The following is a 19211-nucleotide window of genomic DNA, read 5'->3' on the forward strand; positions in this document are numbered from 1 at the left end:
TCAGTGCCATCGGGTGCATTGACCGGTTCCGCCCTGCTGGGAGTCCTCGGGACTCGGGTCGAAGTCGCTGCCGATTTTCGTGTAGAACTCGTAACACGATCACTGTGCCTGCCGGTTGAGGCGTCTCCAGCAGATGAGCGTGCAGGCGAGTGAGACAAAGGCGTTGTGGAGGTCGAGGCGTCTCTCCCAGCGGACGGCGAGGCGCTTGAACTGGTGGAGTTGGGCGAAGGTCTGCTCGACGACGTAGCGGAGCTTGCCGAGGTCGATGATGTCGGGCTCGCCGCGGCGGGAGATGACGGGCAGGATCCGGCGTTTGCGCAGTTGTCGGCGGTTGGGGTTGCTGTCGTAGCCCTTGTCGCCGAGCAGGGCGTCCGGGCGCTTGCGGGGGTGTCCGACCCGGCCGGCGACCGGTGGAATGCCGTCGACCAGGGCGAGGGTCCGGGTGACGTCGTTGACGTCGGCCGCGGTGGTGATCACGTGGAACGGGATGCCGCCACCGTCGCTGATCAGGTGGTGTTTGCTGCCGGTCCTGCGGCGGTCGACCGGTGACGGGCCGGTGGCCTCACCCCTTTTTTCGCGCGTACGTGGGAGGCGTCCACGCAGGCGCGCGTCCAGTCGATCAGTCCGGCCGCGTTCAACTCGGCCAGGAGTAGGCGGTGCAGGGCCTCGAACACCCCGGCTTTTTGCCAGCGGCCGAGCCGGCGCCAGCAGGTCTGCCCGGAACCGAAGCCCAGCCCCAGCGGCAACTGCTGCCAGGTGATGCCGGTGTACAGCACGAACAGGATGCCCTGCAGGCAGAGCCTGTCGTCCAGCGGGCGAGGGCCCGGCGACCGCTCCGGCCAGGCCGGAAGCAGCGGCTCGATCCGGACCCACAGCTCGTCGTCAACGATCCACGGCTTCTTGCTCACGCCATCACGAACGGACGAATCGTCACATCGGTCACGCCCCAACAGCAACGATCGCCAAGATCGTGTTACGAGTTCGTAGCAGGCCTTCACCGAGTACATCGAGCTGACCATAGGACTTGCGGCCCCGACATTCACATCGTTGATCATTCCCGCATTGCGCATGGCCTCCGTGCCGCCGAGCCGCGGCACGTAAATAACCCCCCCGTACTTGGGCTGCAGACCCGCGGTGGGATCGATCTGAATTTTCGTCCAGTACGATCCGCACAACGCCGAGTACAGGAGTTTCATGTTGACGCTGGTCGAGAACGTGACCTCCTCGATGACCATCGCGTCCGAGACGCAATTGGTCCCGACCGGAGACAGGCCGTCACACTCGGACTGCCAGCAGGAACCCGTGTCAGCAGCGGCCGGAACCCCACCGGAGACAAGGCCGCCCAGCGCGAGCAGGGTGCCGAACAGTAAGGCGGCCGCAACCTTCCGCCACCTCCTCGATCCCCCTGCACCGAATTTCCCGACTCCTTCCCTAAATTCCATTCACGCATTCCCTCCAGGTTTTCGGTGCAGCAGCAGGGCCATTGCACCGAGAAGGACGCCGCAGCGGATTTCGCGCGACAGTGGAGAATACCATCACGGAGATCAGGAGCATGTCAAGGGAAAGCCAAAACCTCGCCGCGGACAATGCCGGACATATGGCAATATTCATCGCGGACAGAATTATTCGGTCGAATCAAGAATTCATGGATCAGGTTGTGACACAAACGAGTTACTGGCCATGCTCCTGCCGTGGAAGTTCTCGCACCATGACGCGGGAAAGGAGCTGCGGACCGCCGTGAACAGCACCGATGCAATCCGCTGCCCGATCCGCAGGGTCGGGGCGCACCGGAATGCACGGAAGGAGACGTTCACCCGTTCGGGTCACGGGTCGGCGGGGAGCGCCACCGGCGGGCGGCGGCCTGACAGGGTTTCCGCGAACGGGGAACGGAACGCGCAGCAGGAGGAGGGCACCGTGCGGATCGGGATCGTCGGGGGCGGGATTGCGGGGCTGAGCTGCGCGCTGAGCCTGCACGCGGCGGGGTTCCGGCCGTGGGTGAGCGAGTCGGCGCGGGCGATCGAGGCGGTGGGCGTGGGCATCAACCTGCTGCCGCACGCCGTCCGGGAGCTCGCCGAGCTGGGCCTGGCCGACGGGCTGGCCGCGATCGGCCTGGCGCCCCGGCGGCTGCGCTACTACGACCGGGCCGGGGCGCCGGTGTGGGACGAGCCGGTGGGCACGGCGGCCGGCTACCGGTGGCCGCAGTACTCGGTGCACCGGGGCCGGCTGCACGCCCTGCTGCTGGCGGCGGTGCGCGAGCGGCTGGGCCCGGACGCCGTGCGCACCGGGCGGCGGCTGCGGTACTTCGAGGCGGTGCCGGGCGGCGTGCGGGCGCACTTCCTGGACCGGTCGAGCGGGGCGACGGTGGTGGCGGAGGCCGAGGTGCTGATCGGCGCCGACGGCATCGACTCGGCGGTCCGGGCCCGGCTCCACCCGGACGAGGGCGCCGCGCGCCGGCACGGCGTCCTGATGTGGCGCGGCATCGCGCCGCACCCGCGGCTGCTCGACGGGCGCTCGCTGGTGGTGGCGGGCGGTACGCCCGGCGCGAAGTTCGTCGCCTACCCGATCGCTCCTGGGAACGGGCCCGGCGAGGTCCTGCTGAACTGGGTGCTGGAGGTGCCCGACGAGCCGCCCGCCGACCGTCCCGTCACCCCGACCGACGTCCGCCCGGTGACGGCGGCCGAGGCCCGGGCCCGGCTGCGCGAGTGGCGGCTGCCGTGGATCGACCTGCCGGCCCTGGTCGGGGACACCGCCGCCGTCTTCGCGTACGCGATGGTCGACCGCGACCCGCTGCCGTTCTGGAGCGCCGGGCGCGTCACCCTGCTCGGGGACGCCGCCCACCCGATGCTCCCGATGGGGATGAACGGCGGCTCGCAGTCCGTGGTCGACGCCCGGGTGCTGGCCTGGTGCCTGGCCCGGGAGGCCGACCCGGTGGCCGCCCTGCGGCAGTACGACGAGCTGCGCCGGCCGGCCCTGAACGCGCTGGTGCTGGCCAACCGGGCGCTCGGGCCGGAGGAGATCATCGCCCGCGCGGCCGAGCACGGCGGCCCGCTGCCCGCCGACCGCGCCGCCGCCCTCTCCCGGCGCTACAAGGAGCTGTCCCGGGGCACCGTCGCCGACGTCAACGACCGCCCCTCCTGGACCGTCCCGCGCTGACCGGCCCCCCGGGGGGCCGGTCAGGCAGCGGCTTCGAGGGCGTCGTCGGGCCGGCGCCGGCTCCGGCTCCCATGACGAGGCGGATCACCCGGGAGCCACCCGGGGACGGAACAGCGGGTCAGCTGCAGGCGCTCGGGGCCGGGTAGTTGATCGACCCGAGGGGGGTGCCGTTGCTGAGGTTCCAGCCGGCGAGGTTGATGGTGCAGACGTAGGGACTGCCGTCGACGTTCGGGGTGTTGACCGTCAGCGACGCGCCGTACGCCCGGTCGCCCGACGGGGCGGTGTAGTCCGACACCATCGGCGTGTCGATCCAGCTGGAGCTGGTGCTGCCGAAGTAGTTCGCATACGGCGTGCCGCTGTGCCAGATCGCGATCGCCCCCGAGAACTGTCCTCCCCGGGCCTGGATCCATTCGGCGCTCACGTGCCACTCGGCGTACAGCTGATGCGTACAGTCGTTGTGCCCCATGTACACCGTGCCCATGGGGATGCCCCACACCGGCGGCTCCAGGTAGGCGGTCGGGTGCGCGATCGGCCCGATCGACCGCAGGCACCCGGTGGCCTGGGCCGGCGCCGCCGTCACCACGGACGTGGCCAGCGGGGCGGCGACCATCGCCGCGGCCGCAAGAGCGGTGGTGAGCTTCTTCTTCAAACGCATGTCCGGTCCTCCAGGGGTGACGTCAGGGTGGTCGGCGGAGCCACTCCTCGCCGGGGACACCCCTCCCTCACGAGTGGCACCCACGAGTTCCGCCTGCAGCACTCACCCTGGCCCGCACCGGTCGCATCGACCTGGAGCCCGCCTCGGCCGCCCGTGCCCGCCCCGACCCACCGGATCCGGCCTGCCGCCGTCGCGGCGACCGTCGACGGCGCCGTCGGGCGAGCCCGTCCCTCCGACGCGGCGCAGCGGTGCCACGTGCCCGGCAGCCGGTTGCGCTCGGCCGGGCGGGTGGAACTGCGGTGCGGCGCATGCCGGTTGCCCAGCACGGTGCCCGGCGCCGCTGCCCGCGGGATTCGGCGGGCAGGTCTTCTCCTGGATCGACAGCGACCGCTACCAGGCCGCGGTCGAGATCGGCCGGGTCGGGAGCATCTGCGTCCCGCCCCACGTGGAGCAGCGCTCCCGCCTCTCGGCGGCCGTCCGCCCCGGCTTCGGCGAATCCGGTCGGCCGCGGTCACCCGTACGGCACAATGATGGGCATGACCGGCGAGAACACCCCGAGCACAGGAGCTCCTGCTGACGCGGGGGGCCGGGAGGAGGGGCCGTACCGTCCGTTCGCGCATCTCACCGCGCTGAACAGCGCGCTGTACCGGCAGGTGATGGGCGTGTTCGTCCGGGCCAAGCAGGAGTTCAGCGTCCACCTGCGCCCGGAGGACGTGCACCTGGGGCTGCCGCCGGAGGGTCGGCCGTCACTCGACACCGTCGCGTCCGCGCTGGTACAGCTCGCCAAGTGGGGGAATCTGCGGGCCGATCCGGACACCGGTCGGGTCACCGCGCTGGAGGACTTCTACCGGGCCCGCAGCATCTACCAGTTGACGCGCGAGGGCGAGGCCACCGAGGAGGCCCTGGCCGCGTACGACGGGGCGCTGGGACGGCGCGGTGAGCTGCAGGCCGTCGCGCTGGCCGACATCGCGGCCCAGCTCCGGGCCGTCCTGGCCCTCGCCCGGCGGCCCGAGCCCGACCCGGCCGTGGTGCACCTGGCGCTGCTGGCCCTGGTGGAGCGCTTCTCGGGGCTCGCGGAGAACGCCCGGGCCTTCATGGGGTCGCTGCAGCGGACGGTCGACCTGCACGAGGCCGAGGTCGAGGTGTTCCTCGCCTACAAGCAGCGGCTGATCGACTACCTGGAGCGGTTCATCGCGGACCTGGTCACCCGGGGCGCCGAAATCGCCGAGCTGCTGGAGGAGTTGGACGTCCCGCCCGGGGGCCCGGTCGGTCCGCTGCTGCGGCTGGCGGCCGAACGCGAGGCCGCGGACGCGGCACCGGACGCCGCCGCCGAGGCGCTGGCCGCGGCCGAGGCCCGGTGGCAGGGGCGCTGGGACGGGCTGCGGGCGTGGTTCCTGAGCAGGCCGGGGCGTTCCTCGCAGGCCAAGCTGCTGCGTTCGGCCGCCCGCCAGGCCGTCCCTCAACTCCTGGCAGTGGTCCAGGCGTTGAACGAGCGCAGGGCCAGCCGATCGGACCGCTCCGCCGACTTCCGGGAGCTGGCCCGCTGGTTCGCCGAAGCCCCGGACGACGACGCCCGCCACCGACTGTGGCGGTCCGCCTTCGGCCTGTACGCGGCCCGCCACCTGACGATCGACCAGGAGGCGCTGGCCGAACGGGAGGCCGATCCGGTGCCCGCCTCGGCTTCCTGGTACGACGCTCCCGGTGTACGGATCAGTCCACAGCTGCGGCGGACCGGTTCGTACGAGCGGCGCGGCCGGGCCCGGGCCGTGCAGGACCGCGGCGAGGCCAAGGCGTATCTGGCCGAGCTGGCCCGCAAGCAGGCCGAACAGACCGCAGCCGCCCGTACCCGGCTGGCCACCAGGGGAGAGGTGCACCTGAGCGACCTCGGCGAGCTCGACCGGGACGCCTTCCGGCTGTTCCTGCTGCTGCTCGGCGATGCGCTGTCGGCCTGGCGCCCCGGCACGGAATCGGTCTCGACCACCACCAACGACGGAACGATGGAGATCAGGCTGACCAGGTTGCCCGGCGGCGGAATCGCCGAGATCGCCACGCTGGACGGCACGCTGTGGGGCCCGGAACACCTGGTCGAGATCATCGACCTCGCACCCGCACACAGCGGGCCCTCCGCCCCCGGACCGTTGGCGGGCGATCATGTCTGACGACCGCCTCGGCGACGCCCTGGCCGCCCAGCGGGCGCAGGAGGTGCGGCGGGCCGCGCGGGCACTGCTGAAGCGGCCGCTGCTGCGGGCCGGCGGTTCCCACGCCGACGACTTCCGGCTGGTCCGGCAGCACGCGACGGAGCTCCGTGCCTGGTTCGAGCGCAACACGGGCTGGCCGCTGCTGGTGGACTCCGAGGTGGCCCGGCTGCGCCGTACCCCGGGCCGGAGCGACGACCCCACCCACCCGGCCCGGGACCAGCGCACCGGACTGCCGTTCTCCCGGCGCCGCTACGTCCTGTTCTGCCTGTGCCTGGCCGCGCTGGAGCGTGCCGAGCAGCAGATCGCGCTGGGCCGGCTGGCGGAGCAGGTGCTCCTCGCCGCGAAGGACCCCGCACTGGAACGCGCGGGGGTCGTCTTCACCATGGCCGACCGCGAGGAGCGCGCCGACCTGGTGGCGGTGGGCCAACTACTGCGGCACTGGGGCGTGTTGGCCAAGGTCGCGGGTGACGAGGAGGCGTTCCTCAAGTCGTCCGGGGACGTCCTGTACGACGTCGACCGCCGGGTGCTGGCCGGGCTGCTGGTCTCCCGGCGCGGCCCGAGCACCGTCCGCGCGGACGGCTTCGCGCAGCGCCTCGCCGAACTCGACGCCGAAGTGCTGCCGGACAGCGACGACCTGCGCAACCGGGCGCTGCGGCACGCGCTCACCCGGCGGCTGCTGGACGATCCGGTGCTGTACCTGGACGGACTGTCCGACGCCGAGAGTGCCTATCTCGCCTCGCAGCGCGGCGCATTGACCCGGCGGATCGGCGAACTCACCGGGCTGGTGCCGGAGGTGCGGGCCGAGGGGATCGCGATGGTCGACCCGGACGACGACCTGACGGACCTGCGGATGCCCGAGCAGGGCACCGACGGCCACGTCGCACTGCTGCTCGCCGAGCACTTGGCGGGCAGTGGGGCGACCGTCCCGCTGCCGGAGCTACAACGGCAGGTGGCGGGCTGGGCACTGGAGCACGCCGGGTTCTGGCGGCGCAGCGCGACCGAACCGGGCGCCGAGGCCGAACTGGTCGAACAGGCCGTGGACCGACTGGCCGCCCTCGGCCTGCTGGAGCGGGTCGCGGCCCCGGACGGCACTCCGGCCGTCCGGGCCCGCCCGGCCCTGGACCGGTACCGGGTCGGCGAGACGATCCTGCTGGAGCCCGGCCGGCGCGCTCCCCGCGGCACCGCGGGGAAGAGCGCCCCGAAGAAGAGCCCGAAGGGGAAGAGGACCTGATGAGCACCACCGCCGGGACGCCGCTGCCGCTGCCCGGCCGCACCCGTTGGCAGCCGCTGCGGGTCGGCCTGGTCGACCTCTTCTACTACGACGTCGAGGAGTTCCACTTCCGCGACGGCCGGTTGCTGCTGCGCGGCAACAACGGCACCGGCAAGTCGAAGGTGATGGCCCTGACGCTGCCCTTCCTGCTGGACGGCGACCTCTCCCCGCACCGGGTGGAGCCGGACGCCGATCCGAAGAAGCGGATGGAGTGGAACCTCCTGCTCGGCGGCGAGCACCCGCATCCCGAGCGGCTCGGCTACACCTGGATCGAGTTCGGCCGCCTCGACGAGGACGGCACGGCGCGCTACACCACGCTGGGCTGCGGCCTGAAGGCGGTCAGCGGCCGCGGCATCGCCCGGCACTGGTTCTTCGTCACCGACCGGCGGGTCGGCCCCGAACTGCGGCTGCTCGACTCCACCGGCGCCGCGATCGGCCGCGACCGGCTGGCCGAGGCCCTGGACGGCCGCGGCCTGCTGTACGACTCGGCCCGGGCCTACCGGCGGGCGGTGGACGAGGCGCTGTTCGGCCTGGGCGAGCAGCGGTACGCGGCCCTGGTCGACCTGCTGGTGCAGTTGCGGCAGCCCCAACTGTCCAAGCGCCCCAGTGAGAAGGCGCTCTCGCTGGCCCTCACCGAGTCGCTGCCGCCGATGGACCAGGCCGTGGTCGCCGACGTCGCCGAGGCGTTCCGCTCGCTGGACGAGGAGAAGGAGCAGCTGGCGGTGATGGTGGCCGCCGAGCGCGCCGCCAACGGCTTCCTCCAGCACTACCGCCGCTATGCCAGGGTGGCCGCCCGTCGCAAGGCCCGTGCGCCGCGCCTCCAGCACGCCCGCTACGAGGCTCAGCGGGCCGAACTCAACGCCGCCCAGCAGGACTTCGAGGCCGCGGGGACCGCGCTCGCCGAGGCCGAGGACCGGCTGGAGGGGTTGGAGCGGCGGCGGGCCGGCCTGCAGGCCCGGAACGAGGTGCTGCGGGCCGGCCCGGAGATGCGCGGGGCCCACGAGTTGGAACAGGCTCGCGAACTGGCCGACCGCACGGCCCGGGCCGCCGAGCGGGCCGAGGCGGACCGGCTCCGGGCGGAAGGCGAACTGACCAGGTTCGCCGCCCGGTTCGGCGCCGCGAAGTCGCGCTCCGAGGCCGCCGAACGCGCCCTGGCGACGGCCGCCGGCACGGCCGGGGCGGAGGCCGCGGCGGCCGGTATCGGCCGCGAGCACGCCGACCGGGTCGACGGCCCGCTCACGGCGGGCGACACCCCGGAAGCGATGCAGCGCGGCGCGGCCGATGCCGCCGAGCGGCGGCTCCGCTCGGTGGCCCTGTCCGAACAGCAGTGGGCGGCCGTCCGATCGGCTGCGCGGGAACTCGACGCGGCCCGCCGCCACTTGGCGGAGGCGGACGGCGAACTGGCGCACCGGGCCGAGCTGCGGGCCGAGTCCGAGGAGGGCGCCGGGCAGGCCGGTCGGGACTACCTGGCGGCCGTGGGCGCGCACTTCGCCGGTTGCGCCCTGCTCCGGCCGTCCGATCCCGAAGGCACGATGGACGAACTGGCCCACTGGGTGGGGACGTTGGCCGGGCCGGACCCGGCCCGGTCGGCCGCACAGCGGGCGGCGGAGGCCATCGGCTTCGAACTCGCCCGGCTTCGGGCCCGGTTGGATTCCGAACGGGGCGCGGCGGCCGAACGTCGTGACGCGCTGCGGGCCGAGTCGGCCGAGCTCCGGGCCGGGGGCCGAAGCGGCCCCCGCTCCCCGCACACCCGCACCCCGGAGGCCCGGCAGGGTCGGGCCGGTGCGCCGCTGTGGCGGCTGGTCGACTTTGCCGACGATCTGACGGACGGTCAGAAGTCTTTGCTGGAAGCGGCTCTGGAGTCGTCCGGGCTCCTCGACGCCTGGGTCGCCCCGGACGGCAGGGTGGCCGCCGCCGACACCCGGGACACGTTGGCGGCCATCGGCGCCCCGGTGGCCGGCCGGTCGCTGGCCGCCGTCCTGCGCCCCGCGGTGGACCGCGAGGACCCGGCCGCCGCCGCGCTCCCCGATGAGCTGGTCGCCCGCCTGCTGGCCGGCATCGGCCTGCTCGATCCCGGCGAGGAGCTTCCCGGGGACGGGAGTTGGATCGCCCTCGACGGGCGGTTCCGCCTCGGTGTGCTCACCGGCGCCTGGTCGAAGCCGACCGCCGAATACCTCGGCGAGCGGGCCCGGGAGCAGGCCCGACGCGCCCGTCTCGCCGCCATTGAAGCCGAACTCACCGATGTCACCAGTACGTTGGCTTCCCTTGAGGCGGATTCCGCCCGGCTGGAAGCGGACCTGGACGCCCTCGCCGCCGAACAGGCGGCCCTGCCGGACGACTCGACCCTGCGCGGCGCGCACGCCGCCGTGTCGGCGGCCCGCCGCGAGTACGCACGCGCCGCCGAGCGCCGCGAGGCGGCCGACCGGGCGGTCGCCGGGGCCACCGCCGCCACCGACCGGGCCTTCACCGAACTCCACTCCCTCAACGACGAGTTGGGCCTCCCCGCCACCGAGGAGGAGCTGCGCGAGGTGCGCGAGGCCCTCGGCCGCTACCGGGAGGCCCTGGCCGGTCTGTGGCCGGCCGTCCGCGAGTTCCGGGCCGCCCGGACCGCGCTGGCCGCCGAGGACGGCGAGCACACCCGGGCCGCCGAACACGCCGCCGAACTCGCCGAGCGCTCCCGCACCGCGGCCCGGGAGGCCGTCGCCGCGGGCGAACGCCACCAGACCCTCGACGCCACGGTCGGCGCCGCCGTCGCCGAACTGCAACGCCAACTCGCAGAGGTGTCGATGGCGTTGAACGAGTGCAAGGAAGCGGAGGAGGACGCCCGCCGCGCCGAGAAGGCCGCCGACCGCGCCCAGGCGGCCGCCGACGCGCTGCGCGAACGGCTCCGCGAGGAGATCGAGGAGACCTCCCGCACCCGCGCCGAGGCCATCGAGGCGCTGCGCCGCTTCGCCGCCACCGGCCTGCTCGCCGTTGCGCTGCCCGAGCTGGACGCCGACGCCGGTTCGTGGGCGCCCGAGCCCGCCGTCCGGCTGGCCCGCTCGGTCGAACGCGAACTGGAGTCGGTGGACGACTCCGACCCCGCGTGGGAACGCGTCCAGAAGCGGGTCATGGACGAGCACAAGGACCTCACCGACGCCCTGTCCCGGCACGGGCACACGGCCCCGGCCCGGCTGCTGGACGACGGACTGGTGGTGGACGTGGTCTTCCAGGGCCGGGAGCACTCCGTCCCGGAGCTGGTCGCCGCCCTCGGCACCGAGGTCGCCGACCGGCAGCACCTGCTCTCCGCCCGCGAGCAGGAGATCCTGGAGAACCACCTGATCACCGAGGTGGCCGGCACCCTGCAGGAACTGGTCGGCGCCGCCGACCGGCAGGTCCTGCGGATGAACGAGGAGTTGAAGGACCGTCCGACCAGCACCGGCATGCTGCTCCGGCTGGTCTGGCGCCCGGCCCGCACCGCGCCCGCCGGCCTCGCCGCCGCCCGCCAGCGCCTGCTGCGCCAGTCCTCCGACGCCTGGACGGACGCCGACCGCACCGCCCTCGGCGAATTCCTCCAGGGCCAGATCGACCGGGCCCGCACCGACAGCCCCTCCGGCACCTGGCTCGAACACCTCACCACCGCCCTGGACTACCGGTCCTGGCACGAGTTCGGCATCGAGCGCCACCAGCACGGCAAGTGGCAGTCCGCCACCGGTCCCGCCTCCGGCGGCGAACGGGTGCTCTCGGTCTCGCTGCCGTTGTTCGCGGCCGCCTCTTCCCACTACGCCTCGGCCGGCAGCCCGTACGCCCCCCGCCTGGTCACCCTGGACGAGGCCTTCGCGGGCGTCGACGACGACTCCCGGGCCAAGTCCCTCGGCCTGCTCGCCGCCTTCGACCTCGACGTCGTCATGACCTCCGAACGGGAATGGGGCTGCTACCCCCAGGTCCCCGGGCTGGCCGTCGCCCAGCTCTCCCGGGTCGACGAGATCGCCGCCGTCCTGGTCACCCGCTGGGAGTGGGACGGCCGCCACCGCACCCGGGTCCCCGACCCGGCCTTCCCCGCCACCCCCACCGACCCCACCGACCCCGCTCCCGAGACCCTGTTCGCCTGACCATGGACCTCCCCCGCCTGCGCCGCCTGCTCGGCGGCCCCGAACTCGCCTGGCTGCTCGACCGCGCCCGCCGCCGCCTGGAGGACGGGCGCCCCCTCGACGGCACCGTCACCCTGACCGGCGCGACCGAACCGCAACGGGCCGCGGCCGCCCGCCTGCTGGGCCGCCCCGCCCGCCCGGGGCGCTCGCTCTCCGTCTCCCTCCCCGCCGTGGACGCCCTGCTCTGGACCAGCGGTGCCAGCCCGGACGGCCTCGCCGCCGCCGTGACCGCCCTGACCGGCCCGCTGGTGGACCGCCGCGCCCAGCAGGCCGCGTCGGCCGCCGCCTGGCAGCGGGCGCTGGCCGAACTCGACCGCCCCGCCGTCACCGGCCGCCCCGAACTCGCCGCCTGGCACGCCGGGTTGTCCGCCACCGGGCTGCTCAAACGGCTCTCCGGCGGCGACCCGGCCGCCGCCCGGCAGCTCGCCGCCGACACCACCCGGGTGCTCTCCCGCCTCCCCGCCGACGGCCTCACCCTCCCCGTGCTCGCCGCCCGCGCCCTCGGCGACGCCCACGCCCTGGACCACGGCCGCCCGCTCTCCGCCCTCGCCCTCTCCGCCGTCCGGGCCCTCAGTCCCGACGCCGACTTCCCGAACGGCGCGGAGGGCCGCCGGGCCGCCTGGGCCTCGGTCGGCGTGGCGCTGGACGAACTGTCCTCCCGCGTCCTGGTCCTCAACCTCCCCGCCCTCCCCACCGGCCCGGCCGGACGCCTGCTGGCCGCCGCCCGCGAGGACGGCGAGCCCTACCTCCTGACGCTCAGTCAACTCACCAGGCAGCCAACCGACTTCGTCCTCGTTGGGTGCACCGTTCACGTCTGCGAGAACCCCGCGATCCTGGCTGCCGCCGCCGACGCGTACGGCCCCGACTGCCCGCCCATGGTCTGCGTCGAGGGCAACCCGTCGGTCGCCGCCCGGGTCCTGCTCACCGCCCTCGCCGCCGCCGGGTCCCCCCTCGCCTACCACGGCGACTTCGACTGGGGCGGCATCCGCATCGCCAGCACCGTCCTGCGCCTCCCGGGCGCCGTCCCCTGGCGCTACGACGCCGCCGCCTACCTCGCCGCCGTCCGCGACGGCCACGGAACCCCCCTCACCACCGGCGCCCCCGCCCCCAGCCCCTGGGACCCGCCCCTCTCCACCGCCCTCGCCGAACACTCCCTCCGCGTCGAGGAGGAACACCTCCTCGACCTCCTCCTCGCCGACCTCCGCCCCCGCTGACACGGCGATGGAGCGGGGCCTTTTCAGCGTCGGAACTCATCGGAACTCAAGGGTGACGACGGCCCTGGCTGCTGACCAGCACGTCCGGGACGGTCAGCGCTCGACGCCGGAGACATGCCACCCGAGGGCGGGATGTCACACGGTGACGGGTTCGCCGGTGTGGGTGTATCGGTGGTGACAGGCGGTTTCGTACTCGCCCGGGGAGGTACGGCCGAGTGAGCCGTGGAGCCGTCGGCGGCTGTACCGGTCGATCCATTCAGTCATGGCGAGCTCCACGTCGATGAAGGTCCTCCATGCTCCATGGCGGTCGATCAGCTCGATTCGGGCCCACGGGCGGCGAAGTCGCGGTTGACCAGGTCGCCGGCCCGGCGGCCGTCCTTGCCGCACGGTGGTGCGGACCCTCCGGCCGCAGGTGACTCCAGACCTTCCGGGCTCCGTAGACGCCGTATCCTGCGGTGAACGGGCGAAGGGTGGACGGTGCTCGGTCGCACAGTAGGTCGACGGCGCGATCGAGGTATCGGACCAGGCCGGCGTGCGGCAGATCGGCTCGACGTTCTCCTTTCCGGTTGCCGGCTCCACTCGGCCTCACTGTCACCAGCCCCACCGACGCGTGCGGTCTGTGGCCCCGCCTGCTACGTTGCCCCGCTGGACAGGGAAAACATCACGGGCGGCGGAGGCGCAGGGCCGGGTGGTCGGCGACGACGGTGGCGCTGCCCGGGGCGATCTCGGTGAAGCCGGCGTCGTGGACGACCGGGAGGCGGCCGTCGGTGAGGGCGGGCCAGGCTTCGGGGGCGGCGGTTCTGACGGCCAGTCGGAAACCGCTTTCCGCCCACTCCTTGCGCCGGGCGTCGTCCAGTTGCCACCAGGCGAGCTGGGCGGCGTGGCCGGTCTGGGCCATGGTCTTGCCCGCGCTCATCTCCAGGGCGGGGTTGAGCCAGAGCACGGGGACGCCCTCGGGTGCGGGGCCGGGCGGGGCCGGGTCGTCGAGGTCGGTGCCGGAGACCTGGAGCTTGGCGAGTTCCTTCGGCCAGCCGTCCAGCGGGATCGGCGGGAAGACCCGCACTTCGGCGCCCTCCCCCGGGACGGTGATGCCGGGCAGGTCGGCGGCCTTGCGCCACTCGCCGCCGCGGGCCCGCCGCACCACCTTGCGGATGCGGGCGTCCTCCCAGGCCGCGACCCGCGCCGCCCACTCGCCGTCCGGTTCGGTGACCCGGGGGTCGGCGAGCAGCGTGAGCACGGCCCGCGCCGAGGTCTCCAACGCGTCGGTGCGGGCGGGTGGTTGGTCCCGCTCCAGCCGGACCACCAGCGGCAGCACGTACTGCGGATTGGCGTCGCGGTCCGCCGCGCCCCCTCCCACGGCCGGGAGTTCGGCGGGGTCGGCGGGGCCGGAGGCGGCGGAAGCGGAGGCGGCGGAGGAAGCGGCGGCGGGAAGGTCGAAGGGTGAGCTCACCCCTTCAGGATGCCAGTTCAGCGCCGGTAGCCCCGGGTCGGGTCGCGTTCCTCGGCGTCCTCGTAGCCGAGGAACCAGCCCTCGGGGTGGGCGGCGGCGAGCAGCCGGTCTATCCGCTGCCCGGCGTCGAGGTCGCTGTCGTCCTCGTCCGGCCCGTAGACGCCGAACAGTTCGGCGGTGCAGCCGTCCCAGTCGTAGTCGTACAGGTCGGCGGGCAGGTCGCCCATCATGTCGGCGACCGATTCGGGCTGGGCGCCGAGCAGGCTCCGGGCGTCGGCGAGGGCCAGCCGGAGGGCGAGGTCCTCGGCGACGCAGCGCGGCAGCGGCCACTCGCCGAGGGCGAGGTCGTCGGCGAGGTCGTCGAAGGCCCGGGCGAAGGCGCGGCGCCAGCCCCGGTGGAGGTTCCAGGTGCGCTGCGGGAGGCGGCCGAAGACCGACCAGTCGGCCTCGTCGGAGACGGTGACCGGGTCCTCGCCGTGCTCGTCGAGGTCCTCGTAGGCGGCGTCGGCCAGGCTGATCAGCTGGGTGTGCAGCAGGCAGGCGGTGCGCGGGGTCAGCGTCCAGTCGCCGGTGTCGCCGTCGTCGTCGAGCGGGAACAGCTCGGCGAAGTCCGGGGCGAAGTCGTCGGTGACGCTGATCTCCAAGGTGCCGCCGAGCGCCTCAATGCCCGGGATCGCGGCGACCAGCCGGTCGGGGTGGAGCAGCGCGCCGAGGGCCGCGTTGGGGTCCTCGGCGACTTCCCTGAGCAGTTGGACGCGCTGGCCCTCGGGGTCGATCCCGGCGAAGTCCAAGCCCTCGACGGCCGCTTGCGCGGCGGCCCGGAGTGCCGGCCAGTCGGTGATCCTGATCCCCAGCACCACCGTGGCCTCGATCTCTTGTGCGCCGGCGTCCTCCGCCGCACCAGGCCCCTGTGGATGATCGTTTCGCTCGCCCATGCGACAAGGTTGACAAACCCGGGGTCCGGTGTCCATCAGCTCTCCGGAAAAGGTGCCGGTGGGAGCGGGCGAGCAGGTGCGGAAAGCGATTTCCCGGCGCGCCGGTCCGGGCTGCGGCGCGGGCGTGGCGGAGGCTGGGGGCATGAGTGAACTGAACGAGTACGGCGGCGGGCAGGACCCGTCCGGCGGCGTCCTGGTGGTGACCACGAACGACGTCCCCGGCTACCGGGTGGATCGGGTGATCGGCGAGGTGTTCGGCCTGACCGTGCGCTCCCGGCACATCGGCTCGCAGATCGGCGCGGGCCTGAAGTCCCTGATGGGCGGCGAACTCCGCGGCCTCACGAAAACTCTGGTCGAAACTCGCAACCAGGCGATGGAGCGCCTGGTCGAGCAGACCAAGGCCCGCGGCGGCAACGCGGTGCTGATGATGCGCTTCGACGTCACCGAGGCCGCCGACGTCGGCACCGAGGTCTGCGCCTACGGCACGGCGGCGGTCATCTCCCCGCTCGGCTGAGCCCCCGCCCGCGCCGTTCCCGTGAACCGCCCCGGCGTGCGGGGACGGCCGGGAACAGGACGGCGCCCCGGAGATGTTTCACCGGTGTGACTGTTCAAGGTGCAACCGGTGTGGCGGGGCCCGTCCGTGAGGTGGACGTGCTGGTGATCGGTGCGGGGCAGGCCGGGCTCTCGGCGGCCTACCACCTGCGGCGGCGCGGCTTCGCGCCGTACACGGGCTTCGTGGTGCTGGACGCCGACACCGCGCCGGGCGGCGCCTGGGCGCACCGTTCGCCCTCGCTGACGATGGCGACCGTGCACGGCTTCCACGACCTGCCGGACTTCGAGCTCCCGGCCACCGGCCCGGCCGAGCAGGCCCGGGTCGCGGTGCCGGGGTACTTCGCCGCGTACGAGGCGAAGCACGCGCTGCCGGTGCTGCGGCCGGTGCGGGTGCGGGCGGTGCACGACCGGCCGGACGGGCGGTTGCTGGTGGAGACGGACGCGGGCGACTGGGTCGCCCGGGCGTTGCTGAACGCGACGGGCACCTGGACGCGGCCGTTCCTGCCGCGCTACCCGGGCAGTTTCACGGGGCGTCAGCTGCACTACGCGGAGTACCGGGAGCCGGCCGAGTTCGCGGGGCAGCGGGTGGTGGTGGTCGGCGGCGGGGCGTCGGCGGTGCAGGTGCTGTCGGAGGTCGGGGCGGTGGCCGAGACGGTCTGGGTGACCCGGACCCCGCCGGTATTCCACCAGGGGCCGTTCACCCCGGAGTTCGGGCGCGAGGTGGTCGCCAAGGTGGAGGAGCGGGTCCGGGCGGGGCTGCCGGTGCGCAGCGTGGTCTCGGTGACGGGCCTGGGCCCGAGCGTGGCGTACCGGCGGGCCGAGGAGCTGGGGGTGCTGCACCGCCGGCCGATGTTCGACCGGCTGACCGAGCACGGAGTGGCCTGGGGCGACCGGGAGTCGGCGGTGGACGCGATCATCTGGGCGACCGGTTTCCGGGCCGAGCTGACGCACCTGGCGCCGCTGGGCCTGCGCACGGCGGGCGGCGGCATCCGGATGGACGGCACCCGGGTCGCCGACGACCCGCGCATCCACCTGCTGGGCTACGGGCCTTCGGCATCCACGGTGGGCGCGAACCGGGTGGGCCGCACGGCGGTCAACGAGGTGGTCGCGCTGCTGGGCGCGCCCGGGACGGCGGTCGGCGTCCGCGACATCCAGCGCCCCGTCAAGGACCGGGTTCCGGCTCCAGCGCGGCCGTGAAGCGGGAGGCCAACACGGCGACGGCCTCCCGCAGTTCGGGCCCGCCCTCGACCCGGAACGGGAACGGGACGCCGGCCAGCCACTCCCCCGCGTACATCGCGGGGTTGCGGGTGCTGCCGGTCAACGTGCACTGCCCGCCCGCCGGTTCGAGGCGGCCCATGGCGGCGCCGACCCACGGGGCGACCTGCTCGTAGGGGGCGTCGAAGACCACCCGGGTCTCGAACGCCCAACCGGTGCCCAGGTGTTGTTCGAGCAGGGCGACGGGGTCGAGGTCCTCGGGCATCCGGAACCCGGTGGCGGTGGGCGCGGCGGCGCGCACCCGGTCGATCCGGTAGGTGCGGACGGCGTCCGAGCGGTGGGAGTGGCAGAGCAGGTACCAGCGGGCCCGGCGGACCACCACCGCCCACGGGTCGACCTCGGCCCGCCAGCCGCTGCCGCCGTCGCTGCGGTAGTCGATCAGCACCCGGCGGCGGGCGGCGATCGCCTCGACCAGGGTGCCGGTGACGGCGGGGTCGGGGTGCGCCGGGTACGGGTCGGGCGCGGCGGCCGCGTACTCGCGCAGCACGGCGGCCTGCCGGGCGATCGGCTCGGGCAGCGCCCGGACCACCTTGCCGAGGGCGGCGCCGACCTGGTCGTCGGGGTCGGTGGCGGCGGGGCGGCCGTCGAGCACGGCCATCACCAGGCCGAGCGCCTCGTCCTGGGTGAAGGAGACCGGCGGGAGCCGCGTCCCGCGCCCGAGCCGGTAGCCGCCGTAGGGGCCGCGCTCGGACTCCACCGGCACGCCGGCCTCGCGCAGGATCGCCACGTAGCGGCGGGCGGCCCGGTCGGTGACGCCGAGGCGTTCGGCGAGCTGCTCGGAGGTGGTGCCGGGCCGGTCGCGGAGGATCTCCAGGGCGCGCAGCGCGCGGGCGGTGGGACTGGTTCCGGTGGACACGCCGACCAGCCTAGGAGCCCGCCCGGCCGGCCACTGGCCTGCTCCCCCTCCCGCCCCCGCCCGGCCCTGCGGAACCCGCGGCGGCACCCACTGCAGCGCCTGCTGCGGGCTCGCGCGAGTCCGTCCGGGATTCAGGAAGCCGATCGTCCGGAATGCTTCCTAGCATGGGTGGCGACCTGCTGGAACGGGCCGCGGCGAGGAGCGCCGCGGGCCCCCACGGAACGGAGCCCCTCATGGACGTGCTGCTGATCGGCGGCCTCTGGCTGGACGGTTCGGCCTGGGACGCGGTGCTGCCCGCGTTGGAGAAGCTGGGCCACCGGCCCGTCCCGCTGACCCTGCCGGGGCAGGGCGACGGCCGGTCCGCGGCCACCCTGGACGAGCAGCTGGCGGCGGTGGTCGCGGCCGTGGACGCGGCGGACGGCGCCCCGCTGGTGGTGGCGCACTCGGCGGCCTGCACGCTCGGCTGGCAGGCCGTGGACGCCCGCCCGGAGCGGGTGGCGGGCCTGGTCCTGGTGGACGGGTTCCCGCAGGCGGACGGGGAGTCGTACGCGGGCGCGTTCCCGGTGGTGGACGGCGTGGTGCCGTTCCCGGGCTGGGAGCCGTTCGAGGGGTCGAGCACCGCGGACCTGGACGCCGGGCTGCGCGAGCGGATCGCGGCGGCGGCCGTGACCGTCCCCGAGCAGGTCGCCCGGGGCACGGTGCGGCTGTCCGACGAGCGCCGCTACGGCGTCCCGGTGACGATGCTCTGCGCCGAGGCGCCGCCCGAGCAGGTGCGGGAGTGGATCGCGCAGGGCGCGGCCCCGGAGGTGTCCCGGATGGAGCGGATCTCGTTCGTGCCGCTGGACTCCGGGCACTGGCCGATGTTCAGCCGCCCCGTCGAGCTGGCCGAGGCCGTCGACCGCGCGGACCGGCGGAGGTGACCCGCCCGGAGGTGGTGCCCGGGCCCGTCACCGTGCCGCTGGACGCCTCGACCTGGCCGGTCTTCGCCGAGCTGGTGGAGCGCAACAACGGCGTGTACGGCGGCTGTTTGTGCACCGCCTACCACGGGGACTGCCGGCCGCCGGGCCTGGACCGGCGCGCCTTCAAGGAGGTGTTGGTGCGCACCGGGCGGGCGCACGCCGCGCTGGTGCTCGACGAGGCCGGGGCCGCCCGGGGGTGGTGCCAGTTCGGCAGCCCCGAGGAGCTGCCGGACATCAAGCACGGCCGGGTCTACCGGCAGGAGCCGCCGCCGCGCCCGGACTGGCGGATCACCTGCGTGTACGTCGAGCCCCGGCAGCGCGGCCGGGGCTTCGCCCGGGCGGCGCTGGCGGGGGCGCTCGACCTGATCGCCGGGGCGGGCGGCGGCCTGGTCGAGGCGGTCCCGGAGACCGTGGACGGGCGGACGGCGCAGGGCCGGTTCCTGTTCAGCGGGACGGTCGAGCTGTTCGAGGACCACGGGTTCGCCCGGGTCCGGAAGGTCGGCAAGCACGCCTGGATCGTGCACCGGCAGCTGCCGCCGACCCCCTGACCCCGCTGCTCCCCGG

14 protein-coding genes and 1 pseudogene are annotated in these 19211 nt (G+C 74.3%); 9 read left to right on the forward strand and 6 right to left on the reverse strand.

The genetic code is table 11. From position 1 onward, the window contains the following. Positions 1–99: 99 nt before the first annotated feature. Positions 100–890 (reverse strand): IS5 family transposase gene (locus ACIOHG_RS01545; RefSeq protein WP_400944827.1). Its coding sequence is split into 2 segments (ribosomal slippage): positions 100–575 and positions 575–890, totalling 792 coding nucleotides; the frame shifts between segments, so codons are not numbered across the junction. 117 nt (positions 891–1007) lie between these two features. Continuing rightward, positions 1008–1442 (reverse strand): annotated as a pseudogene (locus ACIOHG_RS01550) (DUF2690 domain-containing protein); the annotation flags it as partial. A 472-nt stretch (positions 1443–1914) separates the two neighbouring features. On the opposite strand from ACIOHG_RS01550, the gene ACIOHG_RS01555 reads away from it, so the two are divergent. Further along, complete coding sequence (locus ACIOHG_RS01555; RefSeq protein WP_400944076.1) at positions 1915–3153, forward strand: FAD-dependent monooxygenase; 1239 nt, start codon at positions 1915–1917, stop codon at positions 3151–3153. Positions 3154–3271: 118 nt separating this feature from the next. Here the strand turns inward: ACIOHG_RS01555 and ACIOHG_RS01560 are convergent, their stop codons facing one another. Next, on the reverse strand, positions 3272–3808 hold the full coding sequence (locus ACIOHG_RS01560) for a hypothetical protein (protein WP_400944078.1): 537 nt from the start codon (positions 3806–3808) through the stop codon (positions 3272–3274). 536 nt (positions 3809–4344) lie between these two features. Here ACIOHG_RS01560 and ACIOHG_RS01565 point away from each other — a divergent pair. The 4 genes from ACIOHG_RS01565 to ACIOHG_RS01580 are packed head-to-tail and all read left to right on the forward strand — an operon-like array spanning position 4345 to position 12620. Beyond that, on the forward strand, positions 4345–5967 hold the full coding sequence (locus ACIOHG_RS01565; RefSeq protein WP_400944080.1) for a TIGR02677 family protein: 1623 nt from the start codon (positions 4345–4347) through the stop codon (positions 5965–5967). Then, positions 5960–7237: a TIGR02678 family protein gene (locus ACIOHG_RS01570; RefSeq protein ID WP_400944082.1), complete on the forward strand. Its 1278-nt coding sequence runs from the start codon at positions 5960–5962 to the stop codon at positions 7235–7237. The genes ACIOHG_RS01565 and ACIOHG_RS01570 overlap by 8 nt, the downstream gene beginning before the upstream one ends. Next, positions 7237–11367, forward strand: coding sequence for a TIGR02680 family protein (locus ACIOHG_RS01575; RefSeq protein ID WP_400944084.1), 4131 nt, complete (start codon positions 7237–7239; stop codon positions 11365–11367). The genes ACIOHG_RS01570 and ACIOHG_RS01575 overlap by 1 nt, the downstream gene beginning before the upstream one ends. Before the next feature lie 2 nt (positions 11368–11369). Beyond that, positions 11370–12620, forward strand: a complete 1251-nt coding sequence (locus tag ACIOHG_RS01580; RefSeq protein WP_400944086.1) for a TIGR02679 family protein — start codon at positions 11370–11372, stop codon at positions 12618–12620. A 661-nt stretch (positions 12621–13281) separates the two neighbouring features. On the opposite strand, the gene ACIOHG_RS01585 is transcribed toward ACIOHG_RS01580, so the two are convergent. Together ACIOHG_RS01585 and ACIOHG_RS01590 are read right to left on the reverse strand one after the other, a co-directional pair. Continuing rightward, on the reverse strand, positions 13282–14070 hold the full coding sequence (locus tag ACIOHG_RS01585) for an aminoacyl-tRNA hydrolase (protein ID WP_400944088.1): 789 nt from the start codon (positions 14068–14070) through the stop codon (positions 13282–13284). Positions 14071–14087: 17 nt separating this feature from the next. Beyond that, positions 14088–15005, reverse strand: coding sequence for a hypothetical protein (locus ACIOHG_RS01590; protein WP_400944090.1), 918 nt, complete (start codon positions 15003–15005; stop codon positions 14088–14090). 142 nt (positions 15006–15147) lie between these two features. Here ACIOHG_RS01590 and ACIOHG_RS01595 point away from each other — a divergent pair, with 142 nt between their 5' ends. Further along, positions 15148–15519, forward strand: a complete 372-nt coding sequence (locus tag ACIOHG_RS01595; RefSeq protein WP_400944092.1) for a YbjQ family protein — start codon at positions 15148–15150, stop codon at positions 15517–15519. A 110-nt stretch (positions 15520–15629) separates the two neighbouring features. Further along, positions 15630–16754: an FAD-dependent oxidoreductase gene (locus tag ACIOHG_RS01600; protein WP_400944093.1), complete on the forward strand. Its 1125-nt coding sequence runs from the start codon at positions 15630–15632 to the stop codon at positions 16752–16754. Here the strand turns inward: ACIOHG_RS01600 and ACIOHG_RS01605 are convergent. After that, the gene (locus tag ACIOHG_RS01605) at positions 16720–17688 is read right to left on the reverse strand and encodes a helix-turn-helix transcriptional regulator (RefSeq protein WP_400944095.1); all 969 of its coding nucleotides are present in this window, start codon (positions 17686–17688) and stop codon (positions 16720–16722) included. The genes ACIOHG_RS01600 and ACIOHG_RS01605 overlap by 35 nt on opposite strands. Positions 17689–17921: 233 nt before the next feature. Here ACIOHG_RS01605 and ACIOHG_RS01610 point away from each other — a divergent pair, with 233 nt between their 5' ends. Next, on the forward strand, positions 17922–18608 hold the full coding sequence (locus ACIOHG_RS01610; protein WP_400944097.1) for an alpha/beta fold hydrolase: 687 nt from the start codon (positions 17922–17924) through the stop codon (positions 18606–18608). Next, entirely contained in the window at positions 18605–19195 is a 591-nt protein-coding gene (locus ACIOHG_RS01615) for a GNAT family N-acetyltransferase (protein ID WP_400944099.1), read from the forward strand. The genes ACIOHG_RS01610 and ACIOHG_RS01615 overlap by 4 nt, the downstream gene beginning before the upstream one ends. The last annotated feature ends 16 nt before the right edge of the window (positions 19196–19211 follow it).

It is taken from the genome of Kitasatospora sp. NPDC088134 (assembly GCF_044741705.1).
Taxonomy (GTDB): domain Bacteria; phylum Actinomycetota; class Actinomycetes; order Streptomycetales; family Streptomycetaceae; genus Kitasatospora.